The sequence below is a fragment of the Pedobacter agri PB92 genome, assembly GCF_000258495.1.
Taxonomy (GTDB): domain Bacteria; phylum Bacteroidota; class Bacteroidia; order Sphingobacteriales; family Sphingobacteriaceae; genus Pedobacter; species Pedobacter agri.
The window spans coordinates 1-13,523 of sequence record NZ_AJLG01000135.1 but is presented as its reverse complement, the minus strand read 5'-3'; the positions used below and the strand labels follow the sequence as shown (position 1 = coordinate 13,523).

The following is a 13,523-nucleotide window of genomic DNA, read 5'->3' as shown; positions in this document are numbered from 1 at the left end:
ATGATCGAAGGCAATATTGGTGTTAATTTGTATGCTAAACCAGGATGGGGACTAAACATTTTGAGAAATCAAATTTTAGGTGAGGATCGTTTTGATTATGCTTTCCGTGAATACATCAAGAACTGGGCGTATAAGCATCCAACACCTTTCGATTTCTTCCGTTCGATGGAAAATGCCGCAGGTGAAGATTTAGCCTGGTTTTGGAGAAGCTGGTTCCTGAACAATTGGAAAATGGATCAGGGAATTGGAAATGTTGAAGCTGTAAAGCAAGATAATAAACTAGTGGGTTACACCATTCGTGTTAATAATCTTGAAAAAATGCCAATGCCAATTATTCTTCAGGTAGAAACTGCAAGCGGCAAAAAAGAGATCGTTAAAGTACCAGTGGATGTTTGGATGAAAAATACTTCATGGGTAGTTCGCTTCCCTACAACAGAAGAAGTTGTTGCGGTAACGCTCGATCCAAATAAAGTGTTACCAGATTCTAATCCTGATAACAATACCTGGACAGCAGGAAAATAATAATTATGATTTTAAAGCCCTTGGATGAAAATCTAAGGGCTTTTTTTCTGAATGTGATGAGCGAAAAGGAAAATGTATATAAAAGTTACGATAAAATTGCTGAATGGTTTGCCAGCAACAGACCCGGTCAACTGATTGAAAAGCCTTACATAGATCGGCTTCAATTACTTCTTCCAAACCAGGCAACAATTCTAGATCTGGGTTGCGGAAATGGAAAGCCGATCATGGGGTATTTGCTACAATCAGGATTTCAAGTAGTAGGCGTAGATGCAAGTGAAAAAATGCTTGATCTGGCTAAACAAAACTTTCCGGCAGAAACTTTTTTATTGCAGGATATGCGAGAGCTGCAAATTGGAAATAAGTTTGATGCCATTATAGCCTGGCATAGCTTTTTCCATTTGCCCGCTATTGATCAACCCAAAATGATTGAAATATTCGCTAATTATCTCGTTCCTGGCGGGATGCTCTTATTTACATCCGGTAGCGAAAGGGGTGAAGCCTGGGGATTAAATGGTGGTGAAAATCTTTTTCATGCTTCATTGGATTCTGATGAATATCGGCTACTCTTGCAGAATCATCAATTTGAAATCATAAATCATACTGTGAATGATGCAGCATGTGGAAACGCTACGGTTTGGCTGGCCCAATTTAATCCTCAATAGTTTTATAATTTCTTTAACTTTGCGCCATGGCCGATCAGCAAAAAAACAAATCCACTTCACGGAATCACGCTTGAAAAAATTGTAACGGATTTGCAGGCTCATTACGGCTGGGAAAAACTTGGTACGTTGATTCGCATCGATTGCTTTAATAACAATCAGAGCATTAAATCGAGTTTAAATTTTTTGAGAAGAATGCCCTGGGCTCGCAAAAAAGTTGAAGATTTATTTCTGGATACCTTCCATAAATAAAATTTGCATTGCCCTACCTTCAGGTTTGATCATTAAAAAGCTTATTTAAAATCTTTCTAATTTAGCTTAAAAGATTTATCTTTACGAGCAACACCATGAATAAAGAAAAAGTAAAATTATGGTTTAAGCGAGTGGGCTTAATCGGTTTTTTATTCTTCCTGATTAAAGGATTAATCTGGTTAGTGGTATTTTATTTTATAGGGAAGAATGTTACTTAAAGGTAAACAGCATATTCGCTAGAAAATTCCAAACAAATACAATTACAATCGCAAAAAATTTAGCAACATAAAAGTTGGTTCCGTTTTTTCTCTGATGAAACAGATAAATAATGAATGTATTTAAGCCAAGCCCAATTAAACTAACGACTAAAAATTTGCTAAATTCTGTTCCCCAATGGGTATTGGTGCTTTGAAAAGTCCAGATTCTGTTGATTAAATAATTGTTGGTTACGGCCAGTGTAAATCCAATGGCGTTGGCGAGGTATTTATTTACTTTTATTTTTTCTTTAAAAAGCCAGGTAGCACCGAAATCTATCGCCATGCCCAGCAAACCTGTCAATCCAAATTTTATAATGCGGAAGAATAAATCCATGCTATTCTACTTTAACCAAATAAAAATGTTCTAATACCTGGTTTCTGGTGTTTTTATTTAAAAACTTCGGCGTCAATTTAGAGATATGAAAGTATTCAAAAGAATTCAATACTTTAACGTTGTACAACGTTTTTAATTTTGATAATTCAGTTTCTGAAACATAAACAACTAAATCTTTTGTGCTTTTGTATTGATTTAAATCATCGTAATTCCATAAATATTTAACTTCCCCGGGAGCGTAAAAATCAAATGAAAAAGCATCAATATAATTTAAAACCGCTGGTTTCGCAGTTGGGTAGTTTTGCTTTAGCCATGTTCCGGCTTCACTGCCCGATTGATATTTCAATGCTGCCGGATAGAAAAATACAAAAAGATATATCATGAGTCCAATAGATAGAAATACACTACGGCCAATGATGGTTTCAGTTTTAGTTCCCTTGAAAAACCAAAATGCAAAAAGAAAAAGGCTCGCTAAAATGATAATTGCCAATACATAATTGTTAAAGCCAAAGAAATAAGCTAATGCAGAAAGTATAAGTATAACCAAAGCGTAAATAATGTTCTGCACCATTAGAAATGCTTTTAAGCCTTTTACTTCGAGTTTTTGTAAGTACAGCGCTGTGATTATTGAAAACTGCGGAAAAATAATTAAAATGTAATGTGGCAGCTGAAATTTTGATAAGGAGAAGATTAAAAACGTCACCGTAGCACTCGCCCAAATCATAATACTTTCTGGAGCTAAACTAACCCGATTTTTCTTTTTGAAAAGATTTATCACTGCTGCGTACAACAATACCGACCAAGGCAAAAAGGCCCATAGTGTGGTATGTAGAAAGAAAGAGATATCACCCTTGCCTTTTATTGGGCCATTGTTAAAAAAGCGCCCGAATTGACTGTCCCAGAAAAAGAATTTTAATCCAGATACCCCCGTTCGGTTAAAAACAACTTTTTCAGGGTGTAAATCAAATTGTGTATAAAGGGAGTAAAGCTCTGGAGTAATGAAAACAAAAATCAACACGATTGCTATCCACCATTTTGGTTGCCACAGCTGTTTGTATTGCTTGGTAAATAACCAATAGATGATGAAACCTGCAAATACAGGGATGAGCACAAAAATTCCTTTTACTAAAATTGCGCAAGCCGCAAAAAATGAACCTGCAACAATATGCCAGAATGAATGATTCTGCGCCTTGTAATAATGATAAATTGATGCCAGCGTAAAGGTGGTGATGTAAATTTCTGCTCGTACATCGAAAGTAGAGGTGCCGATATGTAATGCGCTAAGAAAAATTACAGCACTAATTAATCCGGTTTTTTCATTATAAATATCTTTTGCTAGTTTATAAAGATACCAAGCACCCAAGAGGCCAAACAGGAAATTTGGTAATTTATAAGCGAAGGCAGAGATGCCGAAAAGTTTAAAAAAGGCGGCGGCGATCCAAAAAGTTAAATGTGGTTTATCCAGCCAATCTGCTCCACGACCATAAAGGTTAAACCAATCTTCGAAAATGATGATGTTTTTTGCCATCGAAGCGTAAAGTGCTCCATCTGGCTCCATAACGCCACTAAAAAGGGCAAGGCTGCTTACAAGTAAAAGTAACGCAATTAAAACTTTATATAATGTTGTATCCTTTAAATTCATGATGATTTGGACAAATATGAGCAAAAAAAAGTCAAATTTATTTAGAGCTTAAGATTAACAAGGGCAAAGCATTATCTTTGCTACATGACAAAGTTATCGGTAAACATCAATAAAATTGCAACACTTCGTAACAGCCGTGGTGGTAATAATCCTGATTTAGTTAAAGTTGCGTTAGATTGTGAACGTTTCGGAGCGCAGGGAATTACCGTCCATCCTCGACCAGATGAACGCCATATTCGTTATCAGGATGTTTATGATTTAAAAGCCGTAATTGCTACTGAGTTTAATATTGAAGGTAATTGCCGTGAAGATAAATTTGTGGATTTGGTATTGGCCAATAAACCTGCTCAGGTAACATTGGTTCCGGATGCTGAAGGTCAAATCACTTCCAATCATGGTTGGGATACCATTAAACACAAAGATTATTTAAAGGAAATGGTTGCTGTTTTTCAGAAAGAAGGCATTCGCGTTTCTATTTTTGTTGATCCTGTTGTAGAAATGGTAGAAGGTGCTGCAGAAACTGGAACAGATAGAATAGAATTATATACTGAAGCCTACGCTCACAACTATTTCGGCGATCGTGAAAAGGCGATTGTGAATTATATTGCTGCGGCACATCACGCAAATAAACTCGGATTAGGCATTAACGCTGGTCACGATTTGGATTTACACAACCTGCATTATTTTGCCCAAAGTATTCCTGGTTTACTCGAAGTTTCTATAGGTCATGCTTTAATCAGCGATGCACTTTATCTGGGTTTGGAAACCACCATTCAAAAATATTTACAACAACTTTCATGAGTTTGAAGTTGAAAGACTTTAAAAAATACGATCGTCATTGCGAGGCACGAAGCAATCTCTCAGGCAAAAAGATTACTTCGTGCCTCTCAATGACATTTATCGATAAAAAATTAACATGTTAAAGGGAATTCTCCTTGTTTTTTTTGGCGCCTGCAGTTTCGGCATTCTTTCCACTTTTGTAAAATTAGCCTATCACGACGGCTACACTTTAGGTGATGTTACTGGTGCGCAAGCATTTTTTGGTGCTGTAATACTTTGGGTTTTATTTTTCTTTCAAAGCCGCACTTCCAGTTACAAAGCCAAAGAAATTAAGCTAATTACCCCTCGGTGGAAAATGGTTTTGGCTGGTACGTGTACGGGTTTAGTTTCGATATTTTATTACCAATGCGTAAAACTTGTTCCTAATTCGGTGGCAATTATTTTACTGATGCAGTTTATCTGGATGAGTATTTTGTTAGAATTTATCATCTACAAAAAGAAACCTACAGGATTACAATTTTTAGCCATTCTTTTGGTTTTAGGTGGAACCATTTTAGCCAGCGGAATGGTTGAAGCTACAATTTCGAGTCTCAGTTTAAAGGGTATTGGATTTGGCTTATTGGCAGCAATTTCTTACGCTGGCTTTTTAATGTTGAGTGGGAAAATCGGAAATGAATACCCAGCGCTGCAAAAAAGCGCATTAATGATCACGGGAGCATGCATTTTGATTTTTATTCTTTTTCCGCCTATGTTTTTATATAACGGTGCTTTAAGTGGTAGCTTGTTAAAATGGGGATTAATTATTGCCGTTTTTGGAACCGTAATCCCTCCGCTATTTTATGCAGAAGGTGTACCAAGAATCGGAACAGCTTTGAGTTCTATTTTAAGTGCCGCTGAATTGCCTGTTGCGGTGATGATGGCTGGGTTCGTTTTACAAGAGCAGGTTTCGTTTTTGAGATGGATAGGTGTTTGTGTGATTTTATCGGCAATGGTTATTCCAAATCTGAAGTACTTGAGGAAAGGTGGACGGTAAAGATTTAGGATAAAGTTGTTGCTTCATTTTTTATTAAATCTTCGAACTTTCTAATTGCCAACCTCAGACTTATTAAAAAAATAAATACCTTTAAAAAGCAAATATTATAAACATGAAAAAACATATCCTTTATATTTTATCTTTTCTAATTATCGGCTTCGCCGGATGTAAAGCCAAAACCACTATTAACCAGGATGAAGCCGGAGAAGTAATTACAGATTATTTGAAAGCTAACCCAGAATATAAAACCACTCGCTTTAATTTTGGTGAAATAAAATTTAATAACACAAACGATATGTTTGAGCTAGGAAAATACAAATCATTAGCAACGAAAGGATTGGTTACTTTAAGTTTAAAAGAGGCTAAAAAGAAATTCCTTTCTAAGGATAGTAGTTTCGTTTATCAAATTACCTTAACGGATAAAGCAAGTCCGTTGGTGTTGAAACAAGATAATGATAGAGCAACTGTAAAAACAGTAACTTATGTTCTCTCTGATGAAAAGCCTGTTGATTTTGAGCAAGTAAATTCGAGTACAGCCAAAGTTACGGTGTCATTAAAAATGGTTACCACCGATTTTGAGCCTTTTGATAAGGATGCCAGTAAAAACAGCAACTTTATTACAAAAACTTATAAATTAAAGTTAGATAAGGAAGAAGGTTGGAAAGTGCAGAAGTAGTTTCTTATTTCTTCGTATTTAGAAACCATGTTTTAAGTTTTTTAAACAAGTCTACTTTCTTAGGCTTAGGGTTCCCGTCGTGTGTTAAATTATTGTCGTAATGATTTTGTAGTTCTGCTGCGTACTCTTTTTCAGGTAAACTACCGGATTTCAGTTCATCTATAAAACGAACAGCATTGAAATTAAGCATACTGTTAAGGGAAACTGCATAATATTCACTCCTTTTTATAGGGTTCTGATTTGAGTTGATCTCAGCTGCTCGGTTTTCTGCAAAATAATCGATATGATGAATAAGTGGGTTGAGTTTTTTTAGTCGTTTAGTACCTTTTCGCTCGTTGCGCCACGGATGTTCTTTTTTATAAAGTTGAGCCAATAGAAAATCTTTGTTCCAAAGGGTAATTTGGTGCGACATTAAAAAGTGAGATGCCTTATTGTCTAGCTCTGAAATATTAAAACCCTCAATAAAATGATCAGTTTGTTTGGTTGTATACACTTCAGAACTATGGAGTTTTATTTGCATCGTATTATTTTTATGAGCAAAATCAAATAATTCTCTAAATAAATCTAAATTTACGGGCTTACTAAGCCACATATCTTCCTGGAAGTAGAGCACATATTCTTCTTCTATACTTCTAAGTAGGGTTGCAAGTCTATCTGCCCATTCGCCCTTGCCTGATTTAATGTTTCTAAAGCCTTTAATGTTTGCATCCTTAACTTCTGTTGCGAAATAGTAATTACAGGGAATGTCAAAATCCCAGTTTTTGGAAAATGCATAGTCAAAACCTTTGTAGAGAAATTCGTAACGGTCGCAGGCATGAACTAAGAGCGCAACCTTATGATTTGATTTTGGCATGTGAGCGTTTAAGATTAAAGTTTCAAAGATATAAAACTATGGAGGGTTTACACCTTTATTTGAGCATAGGTTTAAATTTCTAAACCCGATAGCAGCGTAAATACTTTTTGTTTGCAGCAAACACTGAATAAACGGTGATGCTGAGGTACGAAGCATTTGTAACCTATGAAACAGATGCTTTGTGCTTCAGCATCATAGAAACTAACGAAAAGATTGTAGCGAATGGCGGGAACGAACTTTAATTTTAGTTAAAGCATTGCTTTCCAAATAATCAGTTATTCCATTAAAATTGAACAAACGTTTGCTTCAATTTCCATTTGTAAAATCTACTATTTTAGTCGCTTTTAAGCATAAATAAGACACCTTTTTTACACTGGTACATAGCAAAATACAACACTGTTTTTGCTACCTTTGCAGCAAATTTATTATTCATACCCGCATGAGCTTAAATATCCATTACAAGGAAGATTTTCAAAATCGTCATATTGCACCAAATGAGGCAGATACCGCTGAAATGTTGCAAACTGTTGGCGTAAATTCTATTGATGAGCTAATTGAACAAACTGTTCCGACGGCAATCAGGTTAAAACAACCTTTAAATTTGCCTGCAGCGAAATCAGAAACTGAATATCTTGGCGCTTTAAAACAAACTTCGTTGTTAAATAAAGTTTTCAAAAGCTTTATCGGTCAGGGTTATTATGATACGATTACGCCAGGTGTAATTTTACGTAACGTTTTCGAAAATCCGGGATGGTACACACAATACACGCCATATCAGGCTGAGATTGCGCAAGGTCGTTTGCAGGCTTTGTTAAATTTCCAAACGATGGTTATCGATTTAACCGGGATGGAAATTGCAAATGCATCTCTTTTAGATGAAGGTACAGCTGCGGCTGAGGCGATGTTTATGCAATACAGTACGCGTAAAAATCAGGCGGCGAAAAAATATTTCGTTTCAGAATTAGTTTTCCCTCAAACGATCGATATTTTAAAAACCCGTGCTAATCCTTACGGTATTGAATTGGTAATCGGCAATCATTTAGATTTCGTGGCTACTGAAGATTTCTTCGGTGCAATTGTTCAATACCCGGCAGGTAACGGCGAGGTTTTCGATTATAAAAACTTTGCTTCAGAATTACACAATCAAAATATTAAATTAACAGTTGCGGCTGATATTTTAAGCTTAACCTTATTAACACCTCCAGGAGAATGGGGTGCTGATATTGTAGTAGGTACCACACAACGTTTCGGTATTCCGATGGGTTTTGGTGGTCCTCATGCTGCATTTTTTGCAACTAAAGAAGAATATAAGCGCTCAATCCCAGGTCGTATTATCGGTGTAACCATTGATAGCCACGGCGATTACGCTTTACGTATGGCTTTGCAAACCCGCGAGCAACACATCCGTAGAGATAAAGCAACTTCGAATATTTGTACTGCGCAAGCATTATTGGCTATTATGGCTGGTTTTTATGCGGCTTATCATGGTCCGAAAGGATTGAAAGCCATTGCAGAACGTACACATGGTTTGGCAGTAAGCTTAGCTTCAACACTTAAAGGTTTAGGTTATGAGCAATTAAACTCAGCTTATTTTGATACCATTCGTTTTGATTTAGGCGATTTAAAAGGCGGCATTCACTCAGGTTGTTTAGATAACGAAATCAATTTAAATTATGTGGCTAACGTTGCTACAATTTCAATTGATGAAACGACCACTTTTGAAGATATTGCGCTAATTGCGAAAATCTTTGCGAAAGTTAAAGCAGTTGCGGCAGACCAGGTTGAAGTGGTAGAAAACGTAGAAACCGTAATTCCATCAGCTTTACAACGTACTTCTGCATATTTAACACACCCAATTTTTAATTCGCACCATTCAGAGCATGAAATGTTGCGTTACATTAAATCATTAGAGGCAAAAGATTTATCCCTTTGTCATTCGATGATTGCTTTGGGAAGTTGTACCATGAAGTTGAATGCTACGGCAGAAATGATTCCGGTTACCTGGTCTCATTTTGGTCGCATACACCCATTTGCACCAGCCGATCAGGTATTAGGTTATTATTCAGTTTTTAACGAACTGGATAAATGGTTAAGCGAAATTACTGGTTTTGCTGCCATGAGTTTACAGCCAAATGCTGGTGCGCAAGGTGAATATGCTGGTTTGATGGTTATTCGTGCCTATCACCACGATAGAGGCGATTTTCACCGTAATGTAGCGTTAATTCCTGCATCTGCTCACGGTACAAATCCTGCTTCTGCAGCAATGGCCGATATGAAAATCGTTGTTGTAAAATCTTTAGAAAACGGCAATATCGATGTTGAAGATTTAAAAGCAAAAGCAGAATTACATAAAGATAATTTATCGTGTTTGATGGTTACTTATCCATCAACGCATGGTGTATTCGAAGAAAGCATTATTGAAATCTGTGAAACGATTCACGCTAATGGTGGACAAGTTTACATGGATGGTGCAAATATGAACGCACAAGTTGGTTTAACTAGCCCGGCTAATATCGGTGCCGATGTTTGTCACTTAAACTTACACAAAACATTCTGTATTCCTCACGGCGGTGGTGGTCCGGGTATGGGTCCAATCGGTGTGGCAAAACACCTGGTTCCTTATCTTCCTGGTCACGCGGTGGTAGATATCGACAAAGGAAAATCAATTTCTGCAGTTTCTTCTGCGCCTTGGGGTTCAGCTTCAATTTTGATTATCTCTCACGCTTATATCGCCATGATGGGTGCTGAAGGATTAACCAATGCTACAAAATATGCGATTTTAAATGCAAATTATATGAAAGCTCGTTTAGAGCAACACTATCCGGTGCTTTATTCAGGCGCTCAAGGTCGTTGTGCACACGAGATGATTTTAGATTGCCGTTCTTTCAAAGCTTTCGGAATCGAAGTTACTGACATTGCAAAACGTTTAATGGATTATGGTTTCCACGCACCTACGGTTTCATTCCCGGTTGCTGGTACTTTAATGGTTGAGCCAACAGAATCTGAGCCTAAACATGAATTAGACCGTTTCTGTGATGCCTTGATCGCGATTAAAAAAGAAATAGATCAGGTAGAAAATTTAACTTTTGATAAGGTTGATAACCCATTGAAAAATGCACCTCACACCGTTGCGGTAATTACAGCGAACGAGTGGGAGCATGCTTATAGCCGTCAAACTGCAGCATTCCCACTGCCATATGTACTGGAACGTAAGTTCTGGCCATCAGTTGGTCGTGTAAATGATAGCCATGGCGACAGGTCGTTAATTTGCGCTTGCCCACCGGTTGGAAGTTATTTGGAAGAAATAGTGCCTTAAGAATTAGGGTTTAGGGTTTAACGTTTAAGGTTTTTCCTTTCCAAAGCCGAGTCCGTCATTGCGAGGAGGCTTTTTCAGCCGACGTGGCAATCTGTTTAGATAAATCATCTGCAAGTTTTATGAGTTCATTCTCTTAAAACTTGCAGATTTTTTTTTGCAATGCGGTAACGCTATTTTGCTATCAGTAAGCCATCAGAATTTACATTGTAACCCTGAATTTTAATCTGATCATTTTCAGCAGTTAAGGTCACTGTTTCTTTAGATTGAAATTTGGTTCTTTCAACCAGGTAGTACAAAACATAGGTTGCTGATGATTGAGTTCCCTTTATTACTTTTGATTCCCAATGATCGAGTTTTTTGCTTTTAATTTCTCCTAGCTTGTTCAGCGTTCCACTTAAATAGTTGTTTAATTTTTCAGCGCTGGTTACGTCTTTAAATTGTGTACTTAATAAGGGGTTTACTTTTTGAAACTCCCTTTTTTGAAGCAGGGTATAAAATTCATCAGCCACTTTTTCTGCAGCTTTTTTATCTTCTTCACGGTTGATGTAGGTGCCGCTAAAGTTGCAGCCGATTAAGGTAAGTAATAGGCTAAATGCAAATAAAACTGGTAAAAATTTGTTTTTCATGAACTATTAATTTGTTGAATTTAAAATAATGTTTTTAGATAGTATTTTTCATCTGGAAATTTATAAGTCTATTGTTATAAAACTTCCATGGTTTTTTATCGTTATTTCGGCCGAAGCCGAGAAAACTTTGTCAGAAATCCAGGGTAAAAATTTCTCTATTTCCCCGCGTGTTAATTGAAAAACGATTATTCAAATAAGTTATTTGAAAACTCCAAAATGCCATAAAATTCCTGATGGGTCGTGAAGGAAACATTCTTTTCCCCAGCTTTCATGTCTGATGGGGGTTAACCTCACGTTTTCATATTTGCCAGGTAAATCAAGTGCTGAAAGTTCTTTGTAAAATTGATCTACATCATCCACTTCCATAAAAATCATGGTGTTATCTACCCAATCTTTAACGTATGCATTTTGCAGGTAGAAAGCTATGTCGCCAGTTTTAAAAACCGACATGCTTTCGCCCAATGTTACTTCTTCGAAACCTAAATCACGGTAGAATTTTCTTGAAATTTCAAAGTCCCTGGCTCCGATAAACGGGCGGATTGATTTTGCGTGGTGGTTCATAACATGCTTTTTTTGAGTAAACGAATATAAAAATAAAGGCTAAACATTTTGCCACCCAAAATAGTAGCATCAACTTTTTAGCTAAACTGGATTGAAATGATATCCTTTTTTGTTGCGGTGCTTCTATGGGCTAAGCAGTTACAAAGCCAAAAAAGATTTAATGAAAAGCCCGACTGACATTAACTACAGCTCAGCAACTGCTTTTCAAATCATTTTATAAGATGCAGATTAAACCTCTGCAATATTTTTCTGTCAATAGGATGCTTATAAATAAATCGGGTTATTTGAAAAACTTAACATACATCAATAGCAACCGAACTATCTTAAACATATCTTTGTATCAAATTTTAAAAAACCAAAAAATGAAATTAAAAATCTCTTCAATTTTTTTATTAGTTGCAGTTGTGTCTTTATCAGCTTTTACAACTATTAAACCAGTTGCTTACACTGTAGATGTAGCAAAATCAACCATCACTTGGATTGGTAAAAAAGTAACCGGTTCTCATAACGGAACAATCTCTTTACAATCAGGAACGTTAAATGTTGACGGTAAAAAAGTAACAGGTGGTACTTTCACTATCGATATGAACTCAATTAAAGATGCTGATGGTAGTGCTAAATTAGAAGGACACTTAAAAGCAGATGATTTCTTTGGTACAGCTAAATTCCCAACTGCAACGTTCGTAATTACTAAAGTTGCTGGTATAAACGTAACTGGTAATTTAACCATTAAAGGAATTACTAAACCTGTAACTTTCCCTGCAACAATCACTGTGAATGCAGATGGTACAGTTTCAGCTTTAGCTGGTAAAATTCTAGTTGATAGAACTAAATATGATATCCGTTACGGTTCGAAATCTTTCTTTGATAGCATTGGCGACAAAGCAATTGATGATAACTTCGAAATTGGTGTGAAATTAGTAGCTAAAAAATAATTATTCCTGTCTCGGAAAAGGGAAAGGTCTCGATGCAAATCGGGACCTTTTTTTGTAAAACGTTATTGCGAGGAACGAAGCAACCTCATTTACGCGATATAATTTTTTGAAATTTTGGAAAGCAATTGTTGAGCAATTTCTAAGGTTTGTTCCCACTATTCGCTACAATCTTTTTCAAACCTATAAGGTTTTGAAAACCTTATAGGTTTAATCAAAAGTATCTTCGCTGCTATCGGGTTTAAAAACCAACAGCACTGCAAGAAACAAAAGTTGTAAATTTCAGGTTTGGCTAAAGCCCTGCCAGCTTTATTTAGTTCCGTCAGTTGAAACTGACGGCAATGAAACTTAAGACCCATGGGTTTTTACTTTAAGCTTTTAACTTTTCACTTTCAACTTTTAACTCTCATCTCTCAGCTATCTAATCTTAAAACCGCCATCAACCTCATCAATAAAACCGGTTGCCTGTTCTTTGCTGTGGTAAAATAAACATTCCCAGTTTTCTGCTGCGGCCCTTTTTCCAAATTCTTTGCGTAATTCCATCGCCTTGCGGCCATCGAAATCGTATTTGGCAATAAAATTTTTAATCAACTCGCCCGGTTCAGGCAAAACATCTCCGCCAAAAAAATACTTTACTACTGCCTTCGGTTAAAAGGAAAACCTGGTGATTTGGACAATGAGCGCCAGTAAATTCAAAAGCAATGGTTTCATCTAAATTTCCATCTCCTTCAATAAATTTTAACTGCGCATTGCGTTGCAAAAACTCAAAAATATCGGTATGGTAAGAAGAAGAGGTACTGCTAAATGCCGTTTCCCATTCTCCACGGTTAATCACATATTCCGCATCAGGGAAACTGAGTTCAGTTTTATCACCAAGGGCATGAATCATTCCACCTGCATGGTCATAATGCAAATGCGACATCAAAACTTTTGTCACATCAGTTGGGTCGAAACCTGCGTTTCGGATATTTTTATGTAAAATCAGCTCGCCGTGATCATCGCTAAAGCCTAAACCGGTATCAAAAAAGGATTAAATCATTCTTTAACTCCACCAAAAAAGGCTGAACATAGTGTGTACGT

The 13,523-nt window shown here is 36.6% G+C and carries 14 protein-coding genes and 1 pseudogene; 8 read left to right on the top strand and 7 right to left on the bottom strand.

Going from position 1 to position 13,523, the window contains the following annotated elements:
* The 3 genes and pseudogenes from ON09_RS17420 to ON09_RS17410 form a co-directional block, all read left to right on the top strand.
* Positions 1–522: pseudogene (locus ON09_RS17420) on the top strand (M1 family aminopeptidase); the annotation flags it as partial.
* A 5-nt stretch (positions 523–527) separates the two neighbouring features.
* Positions 528–1,184 carry a class I SAM-dependent DNA methyltransferase gene (locus tag ON09_RS17415; protein ID WP_010602348.1) on the top strand — a complete coding sequence of 219 codons (657 nt, stop codon included), beginning with the start codon at positions 528–530 and terminating at the stop codon, positions 1,182–1,184.
* Between the two features lie 33 nt (positions 1,185–1,217).
* On the top strand, positions 1,218–1,433 hold the full coding sequence (locus ON09_RS17410) for a VF530 family protein (protein WP_029204427.1): 216 nt from the start codon (positions 1,218–1,220) through the stop codon (positions 1,431–1,433).
* 210 nt (positions 1,434–1,643) lie between these two features.
* Here the strand turns inward: ON09_RS17410 and ON09_RS17405 are convergent, their stop codons facing one another.
* Positions 1,644–2,024, bottom strand: a complete 381-nt coding sequence (locus tag ON09_RS17405) for a GtrA family protein (protein WP_010602345.1) — start codon at positions 2,022–2,024, stop codon at positions 1,644–1,646.
* A gap of 1 nt (position 2,025) precedes the next feature.
* Positions 2,026–3,666 (bottom strand): ArnT family glycosyltransferase, encoded by a 1,641-nt coding sequence (locus ON09_RS17400; protein WP_010602344.1) that lies wholly within the window; start codon positions 3,664–3,666, stop codon positions 2,026–2,028.
* Between the two features lie 84 nt (positions 3,667–3,750).
* On the opposite strand from ON09_RS17400, the gene ON09_RS17395 reads away from it, so the two are divergent.
* From ON09_RS17395 to ON09_RS17385, 3 genes are all read left to right on the top strand, one after another.
* Positions 3,751–4,467 (top strand): pyridoxine 5'-phosphate synthase, encoded by a 717-nt coding sequence (locus ON09_RS17395; protein WP_010602343.1) that lies wholly within the window; start codon positions 3,751–3,753, stop codon positions 4,465–4,467.
* A gap of 115 nt (positions 4,468–4,582) precedes the next feature.
* Positions 4,583–5,479 carry an EamA family transporter gene (locus ON09_RS17390; RefSeq protein ID WP_010602342.1) on the top strand — a complete coding sequence of 299 codons (897 nt, stop codon included), beginning with the start codon at positions 4,583–4,585 and terminating at the stop codon, positions 5,477–5,479.
* A gap of 112 nt (positions 5,480–5,591) precedes the next feature.
* Positions 5,592–6,155: a hypothetical protein gene (locus ON09_RS17385; protein WP_010602341.1), complete on the top strand. Its 564-nt coding sequence runs from the start codon at positions 5,592–5,594 to the stop codon at positions 6,153–6,155.
* A gap of 4 nt (positions 6,156–6,159) precedes the next feature.
* Here ON09_RS17385 and ON09_RS17380 read toward each other — a convergent pair whose 3' ends face one another.
* Positions 6,160–7,008, bottom strand: a complete 849-nt coding sequence (locus ON09_RS17380; RefSeq protein ID WP_010602340.1) for a hypothetical protein — start codon at positions 7,006–7,008, stop codon at positions 6,160–6,162.
* Positions 7,009–7,447: 439 nt separating this feature from the next.
* Between ON09_RS17380 and gcvP the strand changes: the two genes are divergently transcribed.
* The gene (gcvP, locus tag ON09_RS17375; protein WP_010602339.1) at positions 7,448–10,324 is read left to right on the top strand and encodes an aminomethyl-transferring glycine dehydrogenase; all 2,877 of its coding nucleotides are present in this window, start codon (positions 7,448–7,450) and stop codon (positions 10,322–10,324) included.
* Between the two features lie 170 nt (positions 10,325–10,494).
* On the opposite strand, the gene ON09_RS17370 is transcribed toward gcvP, so the two are convergent.
* Together ON09_RS17370 and ON09_RS17365 are read right to left on the bottom strand one after the other, a co-directional pair.
* Positions 10,495–10,950: a hypothetical protein gene (locus tag ON09_RS17370; RefSeq protein WP_010602338.1), complete on the bottom strand. Its 456-nt coding sequence runs from the start codon at positions 10,948–10,950 to the stop codon at positions 10,495–10,497.
* 198 nt (positions 10,951–11,148) lie between these two features.
* On the bottom strand, positions 11,149–11,511 hold the full coding sequence (locus ON09_RS17365) for a VOC family protein (RefSeq protein WP_010602337.1): 363 nt from the start codon (positions 11,509–11,511) through the stop codon (positions 11,149–11,151).
* Positions 11,512–11,873: 362 nt separating this feature from the next.
* Here ON09_RS17365 and ON09_RS17360 point away from each other — a divergent pair, with 362 nt between their 5' ends.
* On the top strand, positions 11,874–12,446 hold the full coding sequence (locus tag ON09_RS17360; RefSeq protein ID WP_029204426.1) for a YceI family protein: 573 nt from the start codon (positions 11,874–11,876) through the stop codon (positions 12,444–12,446).
* 414 nt (positions 12,447–12,860) lie between these two features.
* Here the strand turns inward: ON09_RS17360 and ON09_RS26200 are convergent, their stop codons facing one another.
* Together ON09_RS26200 and ON09_RS26195 are read right to left on the bottom strand one after the other, a co-directional pair.
* Positions 12,861–13,034: a hypothetical protein gene (locus tag ON09_RS26200; RefSeq protein ID WP_238533720.1), complete on the bottom strand. Its 174-nt coding sequence runs from the start codon at positions 13,032–13,034 to the stop codon at positions 12,861–12,863.
* A 10-nt stretch (positions 13,035–13,044) separates the two neighbouring features.
* Entirely contained in the window at positions 13,045–13,410 is a 366-nt protein-coding gene (locus tag ON09_RS26195) for an MBL fold metallo-hydrolase (protein WP_238533721.1), read from the bottom strand.
* Positions 13,411–13,523 lie beyond the last annotated feature (113 nt).